The organism is Streptomyces sp. NPDC093085 (assembly GCF_040683935.1).
Classification (GTDB): Bacteria; Actinomycetota; Actinomycetes; order Streptomycetales; family Streptomycetaceae; genus Streptomyces.
This window is the reverse complement of sequence record NZ_JBFBFB010000008.1, coordinates 38,281-56,273: the sequence shown is the minus strand read 5'-3', so window position 1 is coordinate 56,273 and position 17,993 is coordinate 38,281. Positions and strand designations below refer to the sequence as shown.

Annotated in this window: 14 protein-coding genes and 1 tRNA gene; 2 read left to right on the top strand and 13 right to left on the bottom strand. The window is 70.6% G+C overall.

What is annotated here, in order from left to right; translation table 11 throughout:
- Window positions 1-133 precede the first annotated feature (133 nt).
- From AB0O07_RS22340 to AB0O07_RS22315, 6 genes are all read right to left on the bottom strand, one after another.
- Window positions 134-1,588 carry a GH1 family beta-glucosidase gene (locus tag AB0O07_RS22340; protein WP_365635906.1) on the bottom strand — a complete coding sequence of 485 codons (1,455 nt, stop codon included), beginning with the start codon at window positions 1,586-1,588 and terminating at the stop codon, window positions 134-136.
- 123 nt (window positions 1,589-1,711) lie between these two features.
- Complete coding sequence (locus AB0O07_RS22335) at window positions 1,712-2,734, bottom strand: carbohydrate ABC transporter permease (protein WP_365635904.1); 1,023 nt, start codon at window positions 2,732-2,734, stop codon at window positions 1,712-1,714.
- A gap of 19 nt (window positions 2,735-2,753) precedes the next feature.
- The gene (locus AB0O07_RS22330) at window positions 2,754-3,833 is read right to left on the bottom strand and encodes a sugar ABC transporter permease (protein WP_365635902.1); all 1,080 of its coding nucleotides are present in this window, start codon (window positions 3,831-3,833) and stop codon (window positions 2,754-2,756) included.
- Between the two features lie 3 nt (window positions 3,834-3,836).
- Window positions 3,837-5,201, bottom strand: a complete 1,365-nt coding sequence (locus AB0O07_RS22325) for an ABC transporter substrate-binding protein (RefSeq protein ID WP_365635900.1) — start codon at window positions 5,199-5,201, stop codon at window positions 3,837-3,839.
- Between the two features lie 138 nt (window positions 5,202-5,339).
- Complete coding sequence (locus AB0O07_RS22320) at window positions 5,340-5,858, bottom strand: hypothetical protein (protein WP_365635899.1); 519 nt, start codon at window positions 5,856-5,858, stop codon at window positions 5,340-5,342.
- Window positions 5,859-5,879: 21 nt separating this feature from the next.
- Window positions 5,880-9,974, bottom strand: a complete 4,095-nt coding sequence (locus AB0O07_RS22315; protein ID WP_365635898.1) for an SGNH/GDSL hydrolase family protein — start codon at window positions 9,972-9,974, stop codon at window positions 5,880-5,882.
- Between the two features lie 1,384 nt (window positions 9,975-11,358).
- On the opposite strand from AB0O07_RS22315, the gene AB0O07_RS22310 reads away from it, so the two are divergent.
- On the top strand, window positions 11,359-11,598 hold the full coding sequence (locus tag AB0O07_RS22310; protein ID WP_365635896.1) for a hypothetical protein: 240 nt from the start codon (window positions 11,359-11,361) through the stop codon (window positions 11,596-11,598).
- 26 nt (window positions 11,599-11,624) lie between these two features.
- On the opposite strand, the gene AB0O07_RS22305 is transcribed toward AB0O07_RS22310, so the two are convergent.
- The 7 genes from AB0O07_RS22305 to AB0O07_RS22275 all read right to left on the bottom strand — a co-directional run bounded on the left by AB0O07_RS22305 (window position 11,625) and on the right by AB0O07_RS22275 (window position 16,367).
- Window positions 11,625-11,975, bottom strand: a complete 351-nt coding sequence (locus AB0O07_RS22305; protein WP_365635894.1) for a hypothetical protein — start codon at window positions 11,973-11,975, stop codon at window positions 11,625-11,627.
- Window positions 11,969-12,169, bottom strand: coding sequence for a hypothetical protein (locus AB0O07_RS22300; RefSeq protein WP_365635892.1), 201 nt, complete (start codon window positions 12,167-12,169; stop codon window positions 11,969-11,971). The genes AB0O07_RS22305 and AB0O07_RS22300 overlap by 7 nt, the downstream gene beginning before the upstream one ends.
- A gap of 91 nt (window positions 12,170-12,260) precedes the next feature.
- The gene (locus AB0O07_RS22295; protein WP_365635890.1) at window positions 12,261-13,439 is read right to left on the bottom strand and encodes a helix-turn-helix transcriptional regulator; all 1,179 of its coding nucleotides are present in this window, start codon (window positions 13,437-13,439) and stop codon (window positions 12,261-12,263) included.
- Window positions 13,440-13,458: 19 nt separating this feature from the next.
- A complete protein-coding gene (locus tag AB0O07_RS22290; protein WP_365635888.1) occupies window positions 13,459-14,100 on the bottom strand; it encodes an HAD family hydrolase in 642 nt (213 codons plus the stop codon).
- 171 nt (window positions 14,101-14,271) lie between these two features.
- Window positions 14,272-14,344 (bottom strand) — tRNA-His (locus tag AB0O07_RS22285).
- 189 nt (window positions 14,345-14,533) lie between these two features.
- Window positions 14,534-15,136 carry an oligoribonuclease gene (gene orn / locus AB0O07_RS22280; protein ID WP_365635886.1) on the bottom strand — a complete coding sequence of 201 codons (603 nt, stop codon included), beginning with the start codon at window positions 15,134-15,136 and terminating at the stop codon, window positions 14,534-14,536.
- A gap of 10 nt (window positions 15,137-15,146) precedes the next feature.
- Window positions 15,147-16,367, bottom strand: coding sequence for a helix-turn-helix domain-containing protein (locus AB0O07_RS22275; protein WP_365635885.1), 1,221 nt, complete (start codon window positions 16,365-16,367; stop codon window positions 15,147-15,149).
- A 978-nt stretch (window positions 16,368-17,345) separates the two neighbouring features.
- Here AB0O07_RS22275 and AB0O07_RS22270 point away from each other — a divergent pair.
- Window positions 17,346-17,867, top strand: a complete 522-nt coding sequence (locus tag AB0O07_RS22270) for a universal stress protein (protein ID WP_365635883.1) — start codon at window positions 17,346-17,348, stop codon at window positions 17,865-17,867.
- The last annotated feature ends 126 nt before the right edge of the window (window positions 17,868-17,993 follow it).

The following is a 17,993-nucleotide window of genomic DNA, read 5'->3' as shown; positions in this document are numbered from 1 at the left end:
AGCGCGCTCCGGCCGGACCACAACAACCCCCCACCCGGCCGGGGCGTGCACACCGCACCCGTACCCCGGCGGCGCCTCAGCCCCGTACCGGAGCGCGCCCATCCACCCGTAACCCCTTACACGCGACGGCAGTTCAGGCGAGCGGCGGGTCCGGAAGCTCCCCCGTGGCCGCGACCTGCGCGTACCACCGGGCGCTCGACTTCGGCGTACGGCGCTGGGTCTCGTAGTCCACCCGGACCACCCCGAACCGCTTCCCGTACCCGTACGCCCACTCGAAGTTGTCCATCAGCGACCAGAGGAAGTACCCCCGGACATCCGCCCCGTCCTCCCGCGCCCGCCGGACCGCCGACAGATGGCCGTGGAGATAGCGGATCCGGTCGGGGTCGTGGACCGTGCCGTCGTCGGCCGGCTTGTCCTCGTACGCCGCGCCGTTCTCCGTGACCATCAGCGGCACCCCCGGCGCCTCCCGCGAGTACCGCATCAGCAGGTCGTACAGCCCGCTCGGGTCCACCGCCCATCCCATGTCCGTCACCTCGCCCGGCGCCTGGTGGAAGGCGATGCCCTCGGCGGCGGGCCAGGGGGAGTGGTCGCTCGCGCCATGGCCGTCGTTGCGCTCGGCGTCGCCCTCGGTCGCCACCGAGACGACATCGGGCCGGTAGTAGTTGATGCCGAGCGCGTCCAGCGGCTGGTGCGCCACCGACTCGTCCCCCGGCCGGACGAAGGACCAGTCGGTGAGGCGCGCCGTGTCCGCGAAGAGGTCCTCGGGGTACGCGCCCGAGAGCATCGGCCCGGAGAAGATCCGGTTGGCGAGGGCGTCGATCCGGCGGCGCGCGTTCAGGTCCTCGGGTGACTGCGTACGGGCCCGTACGCACGAGGGGTTGAGGCTCACCGCGAGCTGCGCGCCGGCCGGCAGCACCGAGCGGAGCGCCTGGACGGCGAGCCCGTGGCCGAGGTTGAGGTGGTGCGCGGCGCGCAGGGCGGCCAGCGGGTCCGTACGGCCCGGGGCGTGCACCCCCGACCCGTACCCCAGGAAGGCGCTGCACCAGGGCTCGTTGAGGGTCGTCCACCGCTGGACCCGGTCCCCGAGTGCCTCGCCGACCTGGTGCGCGTACTCGGCGAAACGGTACGCCGTCTCGCGCTCGGGCCAGCCGCCCGCCGACTCCAGCTCCTGCGGGAGGTCCCAGTGGTAGAGGGTGAGGACGGGCTCGATGCCGTGGTCGAGCAGGTCGTCGACGAGCCCCCGGTAGAAGTCGAGGCCGCGCTGGATCGCCGGGCCGCGCCCGGTCGGCTGCACGCGCGGCCAGGAGACCGAGAAGCGGTACGCGGTGAGGCCCAGCTCCGCCATGAGCCGGACGTCCTCGGCCCTGCGGTGGAAGTGGTCCACGGCGACATCGCCGGTGTCGCCGTTGAACGTCCGGCCCGGGGTGTGGCTGAAGGTGTCCCAGATGGAGGGCGTCCGGCCGTTCGCGTGGGGCGCGCCCTCGATCTGGTACGCGGCGGTGGCGGTGCCCCAGAGGAAGTCCGGGGGGAAGGAGCGGGCGGCCCCGGACGTCTCGGCGGACCCGTAAGGCGTGGAACTCTCGGACATGGTGGGGCTCCCAGTGACCGTAGGGATGGGGGGTGGAGGCGCCGGCGGCCCCCGGCAGGCCGGAGAGGTCCGGGCCGCGCTCGGGAACGCGGGGCCCGGAGAACGCGGGGCCCGGAGCGGGGCTCAGCCCTTGACCGCGCCCTGCATGATGCCGCCGACGATGTGCTTGCCGAACAGGACGAAGGCGATCAGCAGCGGCAGGGTGCCCAGCAGGGCGCCCGCCATGATCACCGACTGGTCCGGGATATAGCCGCGCCCGAGCCCCGTCAGCGCCACCTGCACGGTGGGGCTGCCGTTCTGGGTCAGCGCGATGATCGGCCAGAAGAAGTCGTTCCAGGCCATCACGAACGTCAGCATCCCCAGGACGGCCATCGCGGGCCGCGCGGCGGGGAAGACGACATGCCAGACCACCCGCCAGCTCGCCGCGCCGTCCACCCGGGCCGCCTCGATCAGCTCGGTGGGCAGCGCCCCGACCAGATACTGGCGCATGAAGAACACGCCGAACGCGCTGACCAGGGTGGGCAGGATGACGGACTGGAGCCGGTCGGTCCAGGACAACTCGGCGATCAGCATGTAGAGGGGGACGACGCTGAGCTGCGGCGGCACCATCATCGTGCCGATGACCAGCAGGAGCAGCAGGTTCTTGAAGCGGAAGCGCAGCTTGGCGAAGGCGAACCCGGCGAGCGTGGAGAAGAGCACCGTCCCCGCCGCGATCGACCCGGCGACGATCGCCGTGTTGAGCAGGGCCGTCCCCATGTTGGCGTCGGTCCAGGCGATCTGGAGGTTCTTGAACAGGTTGCCGCCGAACCAGAAGGGCGGCGGGGTCTGCGCGAGCCGGGTGTTGTTGCGGGACGCCGCGATCGCCGTCCAGACGAGCGGGAAGAGCGAGCCGACGGTGAAGACGGTCAGGACGGCGTAGGTGAACCGCCCCCCGTGGAGCTGCCGCCCGGCGCCGCGTGCGGGCCCCTTGCGGAACGGAACCCCGTTCCCGGACGCGTTTCGTCTCCCCGTACGGGCGGTGGCGTCCCGGACGCCGGCGGCTCCAGGGCCGCCCGATCCAGGGCCGCCCGATCCAGGGCCGCTCGCCCCAGGAGTGGCCGGCCCCGGGGTGGCGTCCTCGGGCTGAGCCGATGTGGTCGTGGACATATCTCTCCTTCCCCCGGCCCTACCGGTCCTGGCTCCGCCGCAGCCGACGGCTGATCAGCCAGTTCACCGCGCCGATGACCAGCAGGATCAGGAACATCGTCCAGGCGATCGCGGAGGCCCGGCCGAGATGCAGATTGACCCAGCCCTGCTCGTAGAGATAGAGCCCGAGGGTCTGGAACTGGTGGTTCGCCCCGCCGTTCGCGCCCCCGGCCCCGTTGTAGAGCAGCGGCTCGCCGAAGAGCTGGGTCGCCCCTATCGTCGAGACGACGACGGTGAAGAGGATGGTGGGCCGGAGCGACGGCACGGTCACATGGAGGAACTGCTGCCACCGTGAGGCGCCGTCCAGCGCGGCCGACTCGTAGAGGTCGTCGGGGACGGACTGCATCGCCGCCAGATAGATCAGCGCGTTGTAGCCCGTCCACCGCCAGATGACGATCGTGGAGACCGCGAGCTGCGAGGTCCACGCGCCGTTCTGCCAGTCGACCGGGTCGATCCCCGCCATCCCCAGCGCCCAGTTGATCATCCCGTAGTCGCGGCCGAAGAGCAGCACGAAGACGAGGGTCGCGGCGGCCACCGAGGTGGCGTACGGGGTGAGCACAGCGACCCGGAAGAACATCGAGCCGCGCAGCCGGTAGTTGAGGAGATGGGCGATGCCCAGCGCGATCAGCAGTTGCGGGACGGTGGAGAGCACCCCGATGGTGAGCGTGTTCTTCAGCGCGTTCCAGAAGAACTCGTCGCTCAGCAGCCGGGAGAAGTTCCGCAGACCCACCCACTCCATGTCGCCCGGGGCGGTCAGCTCCACGCGGTGGAGCGAGGCCCAGCCGGTGTAGAGGAGCGGGAAGAGCCCGAAGGCGAGGAAGAAGACGAAGAACGGCGCGACGAAGGCGTACGGACTCCACCGCACGTCCCGCCGGTACCACCGGCTCCGCCGCTCCCGCCGCCGCTCCTCGCCCGCGCCGCCGGAGCCGTCCGCCCCCCGCGCCGTCCGCCCCGGCGCCCTTCGGCCCCGTGTCCCGGCGGCCCTCGCCCGTACCTCCGGGGCCGCGCCCTCTCCCTCCCTCTCGGAGGGCGCGGCGGTGGAGGTGTCACGTGCGGCCATCGGTCACTGGTCCAGTGCGTTGTCGATGGCCTTGACGGCGGCGTTCCAGCCGTCCTTCGGCGAGGTGCCCTTCTGGTCGACCTGGAGCATGCCGACATCGGCGAGGTTCTGCGAGATGATCCCGTCCTTCGGCCCGAGGACCTGTACGGGCACCCCCTTGGCGGCCTGGGAGAAGATCTCCCCGATGGGCGCGTTCCCGAAGTACTCGTGCCGCGCGCCCGAGACGGCGGGCAGCCCGTAGGCCGCCTGCGCGCTGGGGAAACTGCCGCGCTTCTCGAAGAGTTTGGCCTGCTGTTCCGGCGCGGTGAGCCAGGCGGCGAGTGCGGTGGCGGCCTGGGCGTTCTTCCCCGCGGCGGGCACGGTGAGGAAGGAGCCGCCCCAGTTGCCGGGCTTGGGCGCGGCGGCCACGTCCCACTTGTCCTTGCCCGCGGCGCCGGCCTTGTCCTGGATGTAGCCGAGCATCCAGGGCGGGCAGGAGATGGTGGCGAAGGCGCTGTTGGAGAAGCCCTGGTCCCAGGAGGGCGTGAACTGCTGGAGCTTGGCGGTCAGCCCGCCCTCGGCGAAGGAGGCGGCGCTGTCCCAGGCGGCCTTGACGGCGGGGTTGGTCTTGTAGACGACCTTGCCGTCCGCGTCGTAGAAGCGCTCGGCGGAGCTGCCCATGACGGCGGCCAGTACGCCGCTCGCGGAGTCCACGAAGGCGGTCCCCTTGGGCGCCTTCTCCTGGAACTTCCGCCCCGTCTCCAGGTACTTCGACCAGTCCCCGGCCCACAACTTGCCGACCTCGGCGCGGTCGGTGGGGAGCCCGGCCTGCTCGAAGAGGTCCTTGCGGTAGCAGATGGCCTCGGGCCCGATGTCCGTGCCCAGCCCTATGGTCTTGCCGTCCTTGGTGGTGGCCTGCTCCCACTTCCAGTCCAGGAAGTCGCCCTTCTTCACCCCCTCGGCCTTCCCGAGATCGACCAGTTTGCCGCTCTGGGTGGCGGTGATCTCGGCGATGTTGGCGACTTCGACGGCCTGGATGTCAGCGAGTCCGCTGCCGGAGCCGAGGTGGGTGAGGAGCTGCGGGTAGTAGTTCTCGTTCCGTTCGATGGACGTCTGCTTGATGACGATGTCCGGGTGGAGCTTGGAGTACTCGTCGTAGAGCCCGGCCTCCTTGAGGCCGAAGGCGCCGAAGACCCCCACGGTGATCGTGGTCTGGCCCTTGCCGCCCTCGCTCGCCGCACCGGACGTACCGCCGGGGGAGTCGTCGTCCGAGGCGCAGCCGGCCAGCGCGCCCATGGCCAGGGCGGCGGCGGTGGCGAGCGCGGCGAGCCTGCGGGCTCCCCGCCTTCGGTCCCCGGGCCTCAGGGACGAACGGGTACGTGTGCGCATGACGTCCTCCTCGTGCACCGACGGAGCCGCCCTGCGATCGCCGCCGGCAGATACGGGCAGTGGGCATGGGAGCGCTCCCACAAGTGATGGACTGAAGCGTCGTCGCTCCCTGAAGGGGTGTCAAGGGACCGGGCCGGGTCATTCCCGCGGGGCGGGCCGTTCCGGGCAGGGGGAGGAGGTGTGCGGCGCGGTGCGGGCGGCGGACTCCGGGCCCAGGGGGAGTTCGAAGGTGAAGGCCCAGCAGACCGCGGGTTCGCCGGCCAGTTCCGGGGTCGTGGTGACCACGACGCGGATCTCCTGGCCGGTGCGTTCGACGGTCCAGGGATCGGCGCGGGCGGTGCGGCCGATGTCCTCGTCGCTCAGCTCGCCGTCGCGGGCCGCGGTCGCCAGGTTCCTGGCCAGACTCTCCACATGGTGGCGCCGGTCCGCCCTCTCGCGCTCCTCGGCGCCCGCGGGCAGCCGTACCTGGAGCCAGTGGACCAGCCCCCCGGCCACCGCCAGCAGAACGGCCACGGCGAGCAGAACGGCCACGGCGAGCAGGGCGGAGCACCCCGCCGGCCGCGCCACGGGGCGGGCCGACGGGGTGCTCCGGTCATACCGGTGTTCGTCCCGGCGTTCGTGCCGGTTCTCGTTCCGGTGTTCGTTCGGCAGGGTCATGTCGCCTATGTCTACATCAGCTCAGGATCCCGTGTAGCCGGAATCCTGGAGAGCCTTCTGCATGACGGACGCGTACCCGGTGGTCCCCGCCGACTTGGGGTGGAAGGACTCCCGGCTCAGGCAGTACTCCGGGAGCCAGTCCGCGGTGCACTGTCCCCCCTCCTTGGTGACGGGGTCGCCCTGGTGGAAGTCGCCGTCCCCGTTCGGGCCGATGACGACCTTGTTGATCCACTCCGGGTCGTCACACCCGCCATGGCCGACGAACGCTTCGACCGGATGGGCGTAGGACGCGTCGATTTTCTGGGACTTCAGGGAATTGACGAGGGTCTGCTGTTTGCCGTCCGCGTAGTTGACGAGTTCGGCCAGCGCGGCCACTTCCGGCATCATGAAGTAGTAGGAGCCGGAGCATTTGACCGTACGGCTGAACAGCTCGGGATAGCCCATCAGCACGATCTTCGCGTTCGGCGCCTTGCGCGCGATTTCGTTCAGGGTGATGGTGAGGTTGGGAATCATCTGGTTGTCGATGATTCCCTTGTACTTCGGCAGGAAGTTCGGGTCCTCGTTGCAGTTCTGGCCGATGCCGGAGCATTCCAGCATCGCGTTGGTGAACCCTCCCCCGTCATTGCCGCCGAGAGTGAGCATCACCAGTGTGGTGTCGTCGGAGAGCACACCCGAGTTGACCTGATTGATCTCCTTGAACTGCCCCTCGCCGAACCACTGCGCCCCGCCGTCGAACGGAGCGTCCCAGACGTTCTTCGTCATCGCCCCGGAGCAGGCGACGAAGCCCAGCTCCGCCGACGTGCTCCAGTTGTCCGAGAGATCGCCCAGCGAGGTCGAGGTGCCCGGCAGGACGACCTTCCGCCCCCATGCGTTCTTGCTCCGCCGGCAGGCGTTCCAGCGGCTCTCACCGTGGTCGGCGTCGGACTCGGGGAGATAGTCCCCCGCGCCCTCGCCGGAGGTGTACGAGTCCCCGAGGACGGCCACCACGTGCTGGGGCTTCGCCGCCAGCGGCTGGAAGGCGACCGCGGTCCACGCGACGTCCTCGCTCCCGTCGCCGTCCTGGGTCTGGCTGCCGAGCCGCACCCGGGGCGTCCCGCTCACCGGGTAGACGCCGAGGGAGACCCACTTGTTCGACTTGATCTTCTGGTTGATGTACCGCACGCGGGTGAAGGTGCCGCTGCCGGTGTCGATCTCGTACTTCGCTTGCTGGGTGTGGGCGCCATGGTCGGGGACGTGCACCATGACCCGGGCCCAGCCGTTCAGTTGCCGGTCGAGCTTCCAGGTACCGGTCGTCCCCAGCCGGGTGGCCTCGCTGGAGCCCTCCATCCGCGTATGGGTGAACCAGAAGTGGTTCCCGTACCCGGCGCCGATCTGGTGCAGGTCGATCTTGCCCGGATAGAAGCCGTTCGAGGCGTTGAACGTGAACTCGAAGCTGCCCGACGAACTGACGGACCCGCAGGTCCGGTTCTCGGAACCGGCCGGCCTGGTCCCGTCCGGGAGGCTGTTGACGACCAGCGCTCCGGAGGGCAGCCCGCCCGAGCACTGCGGCGGGTAGGAGTTCTCGTCCGGCTGCTCCGGATAGGTGTCGTCGAAGCGGTGGATGGCGTTGCCGCAGGTGCCGACCGCGCAGTTCTTCCAGCCGGTCGCCGGGATCGCCTTGTTCCACCAGCAGTACAGGTCGGATCGGGTGCAGGGACCCTTCCCCGGGTCGTTGGAGGCGCCCGGGACGATCTTGCTGGGGTCGCACTCGTTGGAGCTGTCGCAGAAGAGCCCCGCCGGCGGCTTCACCATCGTACGGTCGGTGGGGGTGAGCCACCACGCCGCACGGTAACCGGGCTGCATGTCCCCCGGCTTGAAGAGCGCCGAGATCGGCCGGGCGGCCCAGCCGAGCACCTTCTCCTGGTAGGGCCAGTCCTGCGGGTGCGCCGCGTGGGAGTAGTCGTCCCCGCCGGTCTCACTCTCCAGGAAGGGGGTCCGGTTCGCCTTCCACAGCGGGTTGGCGGGGTTGTTGGTGAAGCCGACCCCCCATTTGCCCTTGTTCTTGTCGGCGTCGGACTCCTGGTAGTAGCCGGAGTTGTAGGCCCACAGGGCGAAGAACCAGCTCTCCAGGTACTTCGGGTCCCCGCCGGCGATGGTCAGACCGCCCGCGCGGGTCTGGTTCCACTTCTCCACCAGGATGTTCACACCGGCCGCGATGTTCGCCGTGTAGTCGATGGCGATCGCCTTCTGCTGGAGCGAGGAGAGCTGCGTATCCGACTGCCGCATACCGTCGGTGACCTGGGTGATGCCGTAGCCGCAGTCCGACTTGGACCAGTCGATCGCCCACGGGTCGGGGATCTGGCCGTCGGAGTTGTAACTGGTGCCGTAGTAGTTGCCGATCAGCGAGTTGGCGGTGACCCCCGGCACGGCATAGCGGGTGGCCTGCCACATGTTGGACTCCTGGGCGGTGATGCCGAGCATCACCTGCGCGGGAATCTGGCCGCCGCCGGAGAGCGGCGTGAGCGGGAAGAGATTCTGCGGCCGGTACGAGCCGATGGCCGTGCCCTTCCAGCTCGCACCCCGGACGACCAGCTTGTCCAGGTTCCCGGAGATCGCCTGGTCCACGGCCCACTCGACCTGACGGGGCGTCGGCTGGAACGCCTGGTGCTTGACATCGCCGCGCGGTACGGCGCAGGTGCGCTCCGCCTCCACCGGGTCGTGCGGATCGGCGGCGAGCAGTCGCGGGCTCGACGCGGAGGCGGCTCCCGAGAAGGCCGTAGCCAGCGCGGGCGTCTGCTTCTGCCCCCCGGTGGCGTCGGGCGGCGTGGTCGGCAGCACGTCAAGGGTGGCGCTCTTGCCGGTAGCCAGATCCTGTACGCCGATACGGGCCGTACGCTCGCTCAGCGCCTCCTCCGGCCGGATCCGGGAGTCCTTCCCGTCCGCCCAGGCCGTCGAGGTGACCAGGGCCTCGCCCTTGGTCGTGGCGACCGACCCCTTGGGCGCCTTGGCCGGGCGCACCACCGAGGCCGGCAGCGCGGTGCCGCCCGCCCGGGTCTCGCCGGTGACCATGACGGTGCCGTCGGCGGAGGCGGTGAGATCCATCCGCGACAGCGCGCCCTCGGCCAGCCGCTGCGGCCGGACCCGGCTCTTGGTGGCGGCCAGATCGCCGGCGGTCACCCGCAGGGCGACGCCCTTCTGCACGGCCTTGGCACTCGCACCGGCGGGCAGGGCAGGCCGGTCCAGATAAACGACCCCACCCTCACGATCAGCCCGCAACTGAAACGGCACATTGTCGCTCGCGACCACCACACTACGGCGCCCCTTATCGGCGCCCTTCATGCCGATACGGACCAGCCGGTTGCCGTCGGCGGCCACCACACCGTCCCCGTACGGCACGGCGGACGTCACCTGCCCGCTCAGCCGGACCGGATCGGCGACACGGCCCCGCGCGGCGTCGACCGTGACGAGCCGGGTGGCGTTCACCCCCATGGTGTCATCGGTGAACTGCGAGAGCACAGCCTCCTCACCGAGCCCGCACCCCGGCGAGAAATAGGCGAGCGATGCCTGCACCGGCAGCTTGGTGACCTTCCCGGTGACCAGGTCCACGACGGCGGTGAACGCGCCCCGCGTCATGAGGTCCTGCTTGTTGGTGAAGGTACGCGGCGCATAGGCGACCACGGCCCGCCGCCCGGACCCCGTCACACAGGCGTTGCCGATCCAGGCGTCGGTGTCGAAGCCGGGTTCCACGAGCGTGGCCACGCTCTTCCACTCGTACCCGTCCTTGCGGGCGGCCACCAGCACATGAAACCCGGTGCCGTCCCCGGAGGTCGTCCAGGCGAGATCCTTGGACGAGACATACGCGTCCCCGAGCACATCCCGCCGCCGCTCGGCCGGCACGGCTCGCGGCAGCTCCTTGCCCTCCGCGGCCCCGGCATCCCCGGCCCCTCCGGCATCCCCGGCCCCTTCGGCATCCCACCCCTGCGCGGCCCCCTCCGGAGCCTTGGCCTCCGCCGAGCCCCTTCCACCGCCCTCGCCGGGCGTGGCGGACTGCGCGGGCAGCGCGGTCAGCAGCGCGACGGCCGTGGCCAGCACCACGGACACCCGCCCCCGGCGCCCCCAGACTCCGGCGCGCCTCATCTGAGCGCTCCCGAGCCGGTGAACCGGGAACCGCCATATGCTTCCGTGGCCAGTAACCTATGCATTTTTTCCTCCGTTGAGTGACACGCCGACAGAACGAGCACAATGGGAATGGGGATTTCCGGTTTCCTGAGTCCGCGGAGATATCGCGACGGAAACGAGTGAGCCATGACGCACAAGGCGGCGCGAAAATATAAAGGCCTCGCCCCTGTCGCGCCTGAGATTTCGAGAGATGTCTCGTGGCTCGCTGCAACCTCCCCCTGGCTGTCACGGCTCGGTCACTCTAGGAGGGGGCGACGCGCCCAGACAACCGCTTTCTTTGCGCCGGATGAAAAAAATTGGGGCAGATTCTTGCCCATTCTGCCTTTTTAAGGTGCAAGTCGCTCAATGGAGGGCGGTGTTCCGTTTTCCCGCCCCGCGCCGAAATGCCGCCCCTCCCGCACGAAAGCCTCAACGGCGCCCGGAGAACGGCCGAACAAGCTCCTGAAACCGCCCGTTGCTCGCCCCGGCGCCCCGCTCCCCGACCGTCGCGGACCACTGCCGGCAGACCGCACCCACCAGCGCCCGCACGCCCCTCGGGTCCGCACCGCGCCAGCCGGGCACCTCCCGGAGCCAGGCCAGCGCGGAGGCCGGTTCATGCCCGCGACCGCGACCGCGCCCAGGTCCGGGGAGCCGGGGCCGAGATCGGCGTTCCGCCCGGCCACGTACGAGAACAGCAGGCAGTACCAGCCGTCGGCCCGCACGCTATGTAGCAGGCCCGGACCGATACCCGCCACGGCACGGTTGACCCGCTCCTCCCACCGCAGCGCGGCGACACCGTCCAGGTCGGTGTCCCGGACGCCCTTGAGGAAGAGCGGCCCGCTCTCCCGGGTGACGAGGACCTGCGCGACGGTGCAGTTGAGCCCCTGGACAACCGGAGTCGCGGCAGTCACCCCACCGGTCCGGTCCTCGACAAGGCCCCGAAGCCCGGCGGGAAGCTCCTCCCAGGGAACACGCTCGGTCATGCCGGCCTCTCGTCCGGGGGCGCTGGGGTCCTCCCCCCAGCGCCCGGTTCGGGTTCAGTTTTGCGTGGCGGCGCACTTAGGGCAGCGCTGTTTGCCACTCCACGGGGTCCAGTCGTGATCGCATGCGCCGAGCGTGTGCCACATGAGTCATCCCTTCGAGGAAATACCCGGTCAGTTGGCCAGAGGATCGCCGGGCTGTGACGCCCGAGCCCGGGGCCCCCGCCCCGGCCGGGGACGACCGGGGATGGCTCCCGGCCGGGGCGGTAGACGGGCCGCCCGGCCACGCACGACCGGACGGCCCCCTTCGTCCCGTACGCCGGGGTGAGCACCCCTGAGTTGCGGCGTACGGGCGTCTCAGCGGCGAGTAGTCGCGGGGCCGCGTGGCCGGCCAGCACTCCGCGTGGCGCCGTACGGGCGGGGCGGCCCCGGACCCGGTCTTGGCGGTGGTCTCGGCGGAGGGCTGCTCCGGCCAGTCCGCCCACATGAGCCTTGGCGGCAGGCAGGAGAGCCTCTACGCGGGACCGCAGCCGTGCGGCGCCGTCGGCCGGCTCCGCCTCGGCGGCGCCTCCAGCGCTGAGCGCGGCGGCCCGGGCAAGGATGTCCTCGGCCTCGGCCCTTGACGTGATCGGCGTCGTGCCGCGCACGGTCACCGGGCACCGCCCTGGAGGGCCCGGCACGTCCTCATGAGCCCGTACAGCCCGCTCCCGAGCAGGCACTGGGCCGCGTCGTCCACGCACTGCTCGCACCGTCCCCGGTGATCGAGCAGTGCCCGACGTGCGGCGGTGGCGGTGCAGGACGGGCAGGCCCGAGGGAAGAGCAGCCAGCCCTCGATGGACTTGCGTTCGCCGAGATCGACCGCAGTGTCACCGGTCAGGCGGGTGGGACACCAGACGCACTCGGCGCCCCGCGCCTTGGCCTCGCCCAGACGGTCCAGGTCCGGTGCCGCCAGGGCCTCCAGCGCTGCGGCGGGGATCCCTTGAAGAGTGGTCGTCACCATGCCACCGTCGTGTGGTGTCCACAGGTCACGATCGGCCACACCCGCTCGACGCCGGCTACCACGATCGTGCCCGCAGTTGTCAGCGTCTTCGTCACGGCCCGGCGGTAGAAGCATGCCTCGGCGTGGAGGCGGGCGATGCTCACCGGCCCGGCGACGCGAACGGGCGGCGGGGGCGGATGGGCGGTCTTGGACATCGTCGACGGTTCCCGTCTGCTGCTGATGTGCTGACCAGACAGATGGTGGCCGCCCGCAAGGGCCCCAAGTACTACACCGTGTATCACCCCGTCAGACGGTGCCGATCCACTCCGCGAAGGCCGTCAGAGTCGGGGCGTCCCCGCGTGCGAGACGCCGCAGCGTGGCCGTGTCTTCCTTCGCCCACGGATGCTGCCGCGTGTGCTGGGGCGCCGTACGCCGTGCCACCTGGAGACTTTCGAGCGCTTCGGCCCGTCGCCCGGCCCAGAGCTGTGCACGCGCCAGCTCGATGTAGAAGCCGCTCCGGCGCTCGCTCGGCAGGTTGGCCGGGGGCTTCCACTCTTCGGCGATCGCGACTGCGCGGGACGCGTGGTCTCCGCCGAGGCCGACGGCGACCGACACCTGGTGAATGCGCACGCTGTCCGGCCCGACCGCAGTCCCCTGGTAGATGCCCTCGGGTACGTGCTCGGTCAGGACCCGCGCGGCACCGAGGTGGCCGTCGGCGCCGTCGGCGTCCCCGCAGCGGCCGGCCACCACGGCGGCACGCATGTGCAGCGCGGCCAGCGCGGCTCGGTGTTCTGTGTTCGTGACCGGCGGGGCGGCGTCGATCGCGGTGCGCAGGGCGCGGAGACCGGCCTCGTGGGCGCGCGCGGCGAAGAAAGTCTCCGTCCGTACGTACGCGGCCACCGCCCCGAGGAGAGGATCGTCTGCCTGCGTGCCGGCCCACCGCATCAGCTCGCCGAGACGAGCTGACAGGTCGTGTGCCCCGGACTTGTACGCCACGGCGCCTGCCGACCGGGCGGTCGACGCGAGCAACCCGAGCGCGGCCGTACGGTCGGCAGGCGCCGTGGCTGTGTGCACCGTACGCAGCGCGTCCTGGAGCAGCGCAGGGGCGTGCTGGGCCAGGCGGCTGTACTGGGCTCCGAGCCGCCACGCCTCGGCGGCTGCCACCGCTGCGGCGAGCTGCGGGAGCGGCCTCGTTGGTGCCCCGTCAGGGATGTCGTAGGCGGCGATGGCCGCGGATATGGCGGGAAGCGCGGCGCGGATCCGGTCCGAGGTGCGCGCAGTGTCGGTGACAAGCCGGCTCGGGTCGATGCCGAGCGCGGCGGCGATGCTGTCCAGGGTGTCGTCGGACGGCGAGCGGGCGCCGCGCTCGATTGCCCGGACAGTGGCGAGCGAGACGTACGCGGCGCGGGCCAGTTCGGCCTGAGTGAAGCGGCGGGCGCGCCGGTGCGTCGCGATTCGCTGTCCGATGTGACCGCCTTCAGCCATCTCGGCACCGTACCGTCCGTCAGGGGGTGACGATCTCCGTCAGCTCCATCAAACCGTCGATTCGCCAGTCCGCGGCCTCGGCCTCGGGAGTGTCGGCCCAGAGATGTCCCCACGGTCCCCGGCGCAGGTGCGCGGTGAGGAGGCCCGCCGCCGCGGCGGGGGCGACATCGTTGGCGGGATGGTCGCCCACGTACAAGGTCTCCCGCGACCCGGCGTCGCCCGACGCATCAAGGACGCGCGCGAAGAACTCTTCCGACGGTTTCGCCGCACCCCACTCGCCGGAAGTCGCGACGAAGTCGGCGGGGAGGTCCAGTTCACGCAGCAACTGGCCGACCTTGATGGACTGGTTGCCCGCGATGACCACCCGGACGCCGAGCCCCTGGAGGCGAGCGAGGACAGGCCGTACGTCCGGGTAGAGGTCGGTCTCGTCCAATTGCTCGCCGCGGCCCGCCGCCTCGCGGGCCGCGTACTCGGCGGCAAGGTCGATTCCAGGCTTGATCAACCGGAGGGCATCCGCGTTGTCCCTGCCCTGCGCGACGACCGCGCCGACGAGCGCGGCGACGGTGTGCCGGGGTGCCCCCAGCCAGTCGGCCCAGGAGGCCCAGTACCGGTCATCCCGGACCAGCGTCTCGCCGATATCGAACACCACGGTGCGGATCATGGCGGCGAGTGTATGGCTATCGCCCTTCTCCGACGTGGGCCGTTCCACGATGCTCGCCCTGTGGGGACAATCCGGCCGCAGACGGGGGGCCTGTGTTCCCGTGATGTTCCCAAAATTCCGGGCACGACAAAGGCCGGACCCGTTTACGCAGGTCCGGCCTTGATCGATAAGGGTGAGTAACGGGACTTGAACCCGCGACATCCTGGACCACAACCAGGTGCTCTACCAGCTGAGCTATACCCACCATGACCGGGTCTTTTTCGTTTCCCTGACCGGCCGAGAAAAAGTGTACAGGGTCTCCGAGGGTGCTCGCACCCGCGTTGTCGTGGGCGCGACAGGTGAGGGGTGGGGAGGCCCCGCAGGACCCCGGAGGCCCCCGTAGGCCCCTGAGGGCGGCAGAGGCTCGCCCCAGGGCCATCGGGAGGGGGCCGCCCTACTCCCCCCGCAGGACGTGCCGCGCCGCGATCTGTCTTGCCCGGTCCGAGTCCGGGCCCGGCTGGGGGACGAAGATCGCCTCGCGGTAGTAGCGCAGCTCCGCGATGGACTCGCGGATGTCGGCCAGCGCGCGGTGGTTGCCGCTCTTCTCCGGGCTGTTGAAGTACGCCCGCGGGTACCACCGGCGGGCCAGTTCCTTGACCGAGGAGACATCGACGATGCGGTAGTGGAGGTAGCCCTCCAGCTCCGCCATGTCGCGGGCGAGGAAGCCCCGGTCGGTGCCGACCGTGTTGCCGCACAGCGGCGCCTTCCCGGGCTCCTTCACATGCTCCCGTACATACGCCAGGACCTGCTCCTCGGCGGCCGCGAGCGTCGTCCCGCCCGCCAGCTCGTCGAGGAGCCCCGAGGTGGTGTGCATCTGCCGCACCACCTCGGGCATGGTCTCCAGCGCCGCGTCCGGCGGGCGGATAACGATGTCCACCCCTTCACCGAGCACATTCAGCTCCGAGTCGGTGACAAGGGCGGCCACCTCGATGAGTGCGTCGTCCGTCAGCGAGAGCCCGGTCATCTCGCAGTCGATCCACACCATTCGATCGTTCATACGCCTTACCCTACGGGGCGCTCCGCTGACCGGGCAGACTCGGACGGCCCTGACCTGCCGCATACATGTCCGGCCCCGGTTTTCCGTGCTCCGGGAGCGCCGCCGAAGCGGCCGGATGGCCGGGCGCGCCGGCCGCCGCCGCGGTACGCCGGGAGTGCGGCGACGCCTGGGCGGGCACCATCGACTCGATCACCCCCGGCGGCACGGTGTCCCCCTGCGGACGTCTGGCCCGGTACGCGGACCGGTACGCCGCCGGGGACGAGCCGAGCTGCCGCCGGAAGTGCCCGCGCAGCGCCACCGGGGAGCGGAAGCCGCACCGCCCGGCGACCTCGTCGACCGAGTAGTCGGAGGTCTCCAGCAGCCGCTGTGCCTGGAGCACCCGCTGGGTGATCAGCCACTGGAGCGGCGCGCTCCCGGTGAGCGAACGGAACCGCCGGTCGAAGGTACGGCGGCTCATGTACGCGCGGGCCGCGAGCGTCTCCACGTCGAACTGTTCGTGGAGGTGCTCCAGTGCCCAGGCCACCACCTCGGCGAGCGGGTCGGAGCCGATTTCCTCTGGTAAAGACCTGTCCAGATAGCGCTCCTGCCCGCCGACCCGCCGCTGCGGTACGACCAGCCGGCGCGCCAGCGCCCCCGCCGCCTCCGCGCCGTGGTCCGTCCTGACGATATGCAGGCACAGGTCGATTCCGGCCGCCGTCCCCGCCGAAGTCAGTACGTCGCCGTCGTCGACGTACAGCTCCCGCGGGTCCACATGGACGGACGGATACCGCTTGGCGAGCGTCGGCGCGTACATCCAGTGCGTGGTGGCCGGGCGGCCGTCCAGCAGACCGGCCGCCGCGAGCACGAACGCGCCGGTGCAGAGTCCGACGATTCTGGCGCCCTCCTCATGGGCACGGCGCAGCGCGTCCAGTGCCTCCGGTGGTGGCGGTGATGTGATCGACCGCCATGCCGGCACCACCACGGTGCCCGCCCTGCTGATCGCCTCCAGGCCGTACGGCGCGGTCAGTTCGAGCCCGCCGGTGGTGCGCAGCGGACCGTCCTCCCCACCGCAGACGAGCAGGCGGTAGCGGGGAACCCCGGCGTCCTGGCGGTCGATTCCGAACACCGAGAGCGGAATGGAACTCTCGAAGATGGGGCCGCCGCTGAAGAGCAGCACGGCGACGACTTCCCGGCGTCGACGCCCGGAAAGCTTCCGTACTGACTCCGGTACGGCGGTGGAGTCCTGGCTCATGGCGCTAAGCCCCCCTCGGTGTTCTCGTCTCCCCGTTCTTGTCGGGCCTTTCGCTCCTGCACGATTCCCCTCGGTTTTGCACGGGTCCCCAGCCGTCGATCCTCATGATCGAATCTACTGTGTTCCGTGGTGCCGGCGTGACAAGTTCTCCAACCGGCGCTATGTCGACAAGGCAACTTGGCGCGAAGCATTCGATCACGAAGCGTTTCACTCGCGAGCCGAGAGTGGAAGTGGGCCTCGCGCGCATGGCCCATCCCCGTAGGGTGCGGAAGCCAGGAGCGGTCCTTTCTTCCCTGGTGGCAAGGGGGTTGGCAGGCCATTTCATCAAAGGTTGGGCCCAAGTGCGAAGTTGGCTGAAAACCGATGGGTGCGTCTGTGCGATGCGCTGAATCCCCCGGCGCACCCCCCTCGTGCGCGCACGAGACCCATCGCGCCCCCTGTCCATCTGGTGTCCACCTGGTCGAGCCCTTCACGAGTGATGGCAGTCGGACGCTCCATACGTTCCGCACATCTTTGCGTACGGCGCTGGCGCGTCCGACGGGGGTCCACCCCTGAGTGGCCGGAGAGCGACCCCGGAGTTGTGGAGGCGGTGTGGAGGGCGGCGTGGGGGCGGTACGAGGGGTTCCGGGCCCGGTTTCCCGTCCCGTGACCCCCGTCTCCCCCCGTCCCTCGGCGAGCGCCCCTCAGGGGTCCCGTCACGAGGGGTCGCGGCGTCACTCGTGGGGGTGATCCCGGGGCCCCGCAGGGGTGCCCGGAGGGCCCTGGGGAAGCCTGTAGGAGCCATCAGGCATTGCGATCCGGGACCGCCTCGTGCATGCTCCCTGGAACGCCGCGTGTGACGCGGCGGGCTCTGGGCATGAGAGGAGTGTCGCCGTACCCTTTGGGGTATGGGGTGGGGAAGGCGATTCCCGGACACCACTCCGTCCGCCCCGCCACTCGTTGCTCCTTCTCAAGAGGACTTCTTTCGCCGAGACATCCATGGCCGGTCACGAAATCCCAGAACCCGCAGACCGCGAGCAGGTAGCCGACCCGTTGTCGGACCTGCAAGCGGCGGAACAGACGCGCGCCACCTGCGATCCGGCCTTCCGGCACGGGGTGGTCGTCGGCTTCGACGGCTCGATGTCCAGTGAGCGCGCCCTCGCCTACGCCATCGGAATGGCCCGGCGCCTCGGCTCCGGGCTGATCATCGTCCATGTCGCCAACCGCCTCCCGACCACGGTGTGGGCGGGGTGCGAACCCCCTGTCTTCGTCGATGTCCCCGACCACCGGACCGAAGTGCTCGGCCTGGAGCTGGCCTGCGCGGACTACCTCGCCGAGGTGCCCTGGATCCTGGTCGAGCGCGGGGGCGACATCTGCCACGAACTCGAAGAGGTGGGCGAGGAGTACGCGGCGGACGCCATCGTCGTCGGCTCCACGCACGGGCTCGTCGGCCGGATCTTCGGCTCGGTCGCCGGCCGCCTCGCCCGCCGCGCCCAGCGCCCTGTCGTCGTCATCCCCTGACCGCCGGGCATCCCCTGACCGCCGTCATCCGCCGACCGCCGGGCGTCCCTTGACCACGGGGCGTCCCTTGGCCGCCGCGCGTCCCCTGATCGCCGTCGTCTTCCGACCGCTGCCATCCTCCGGCCC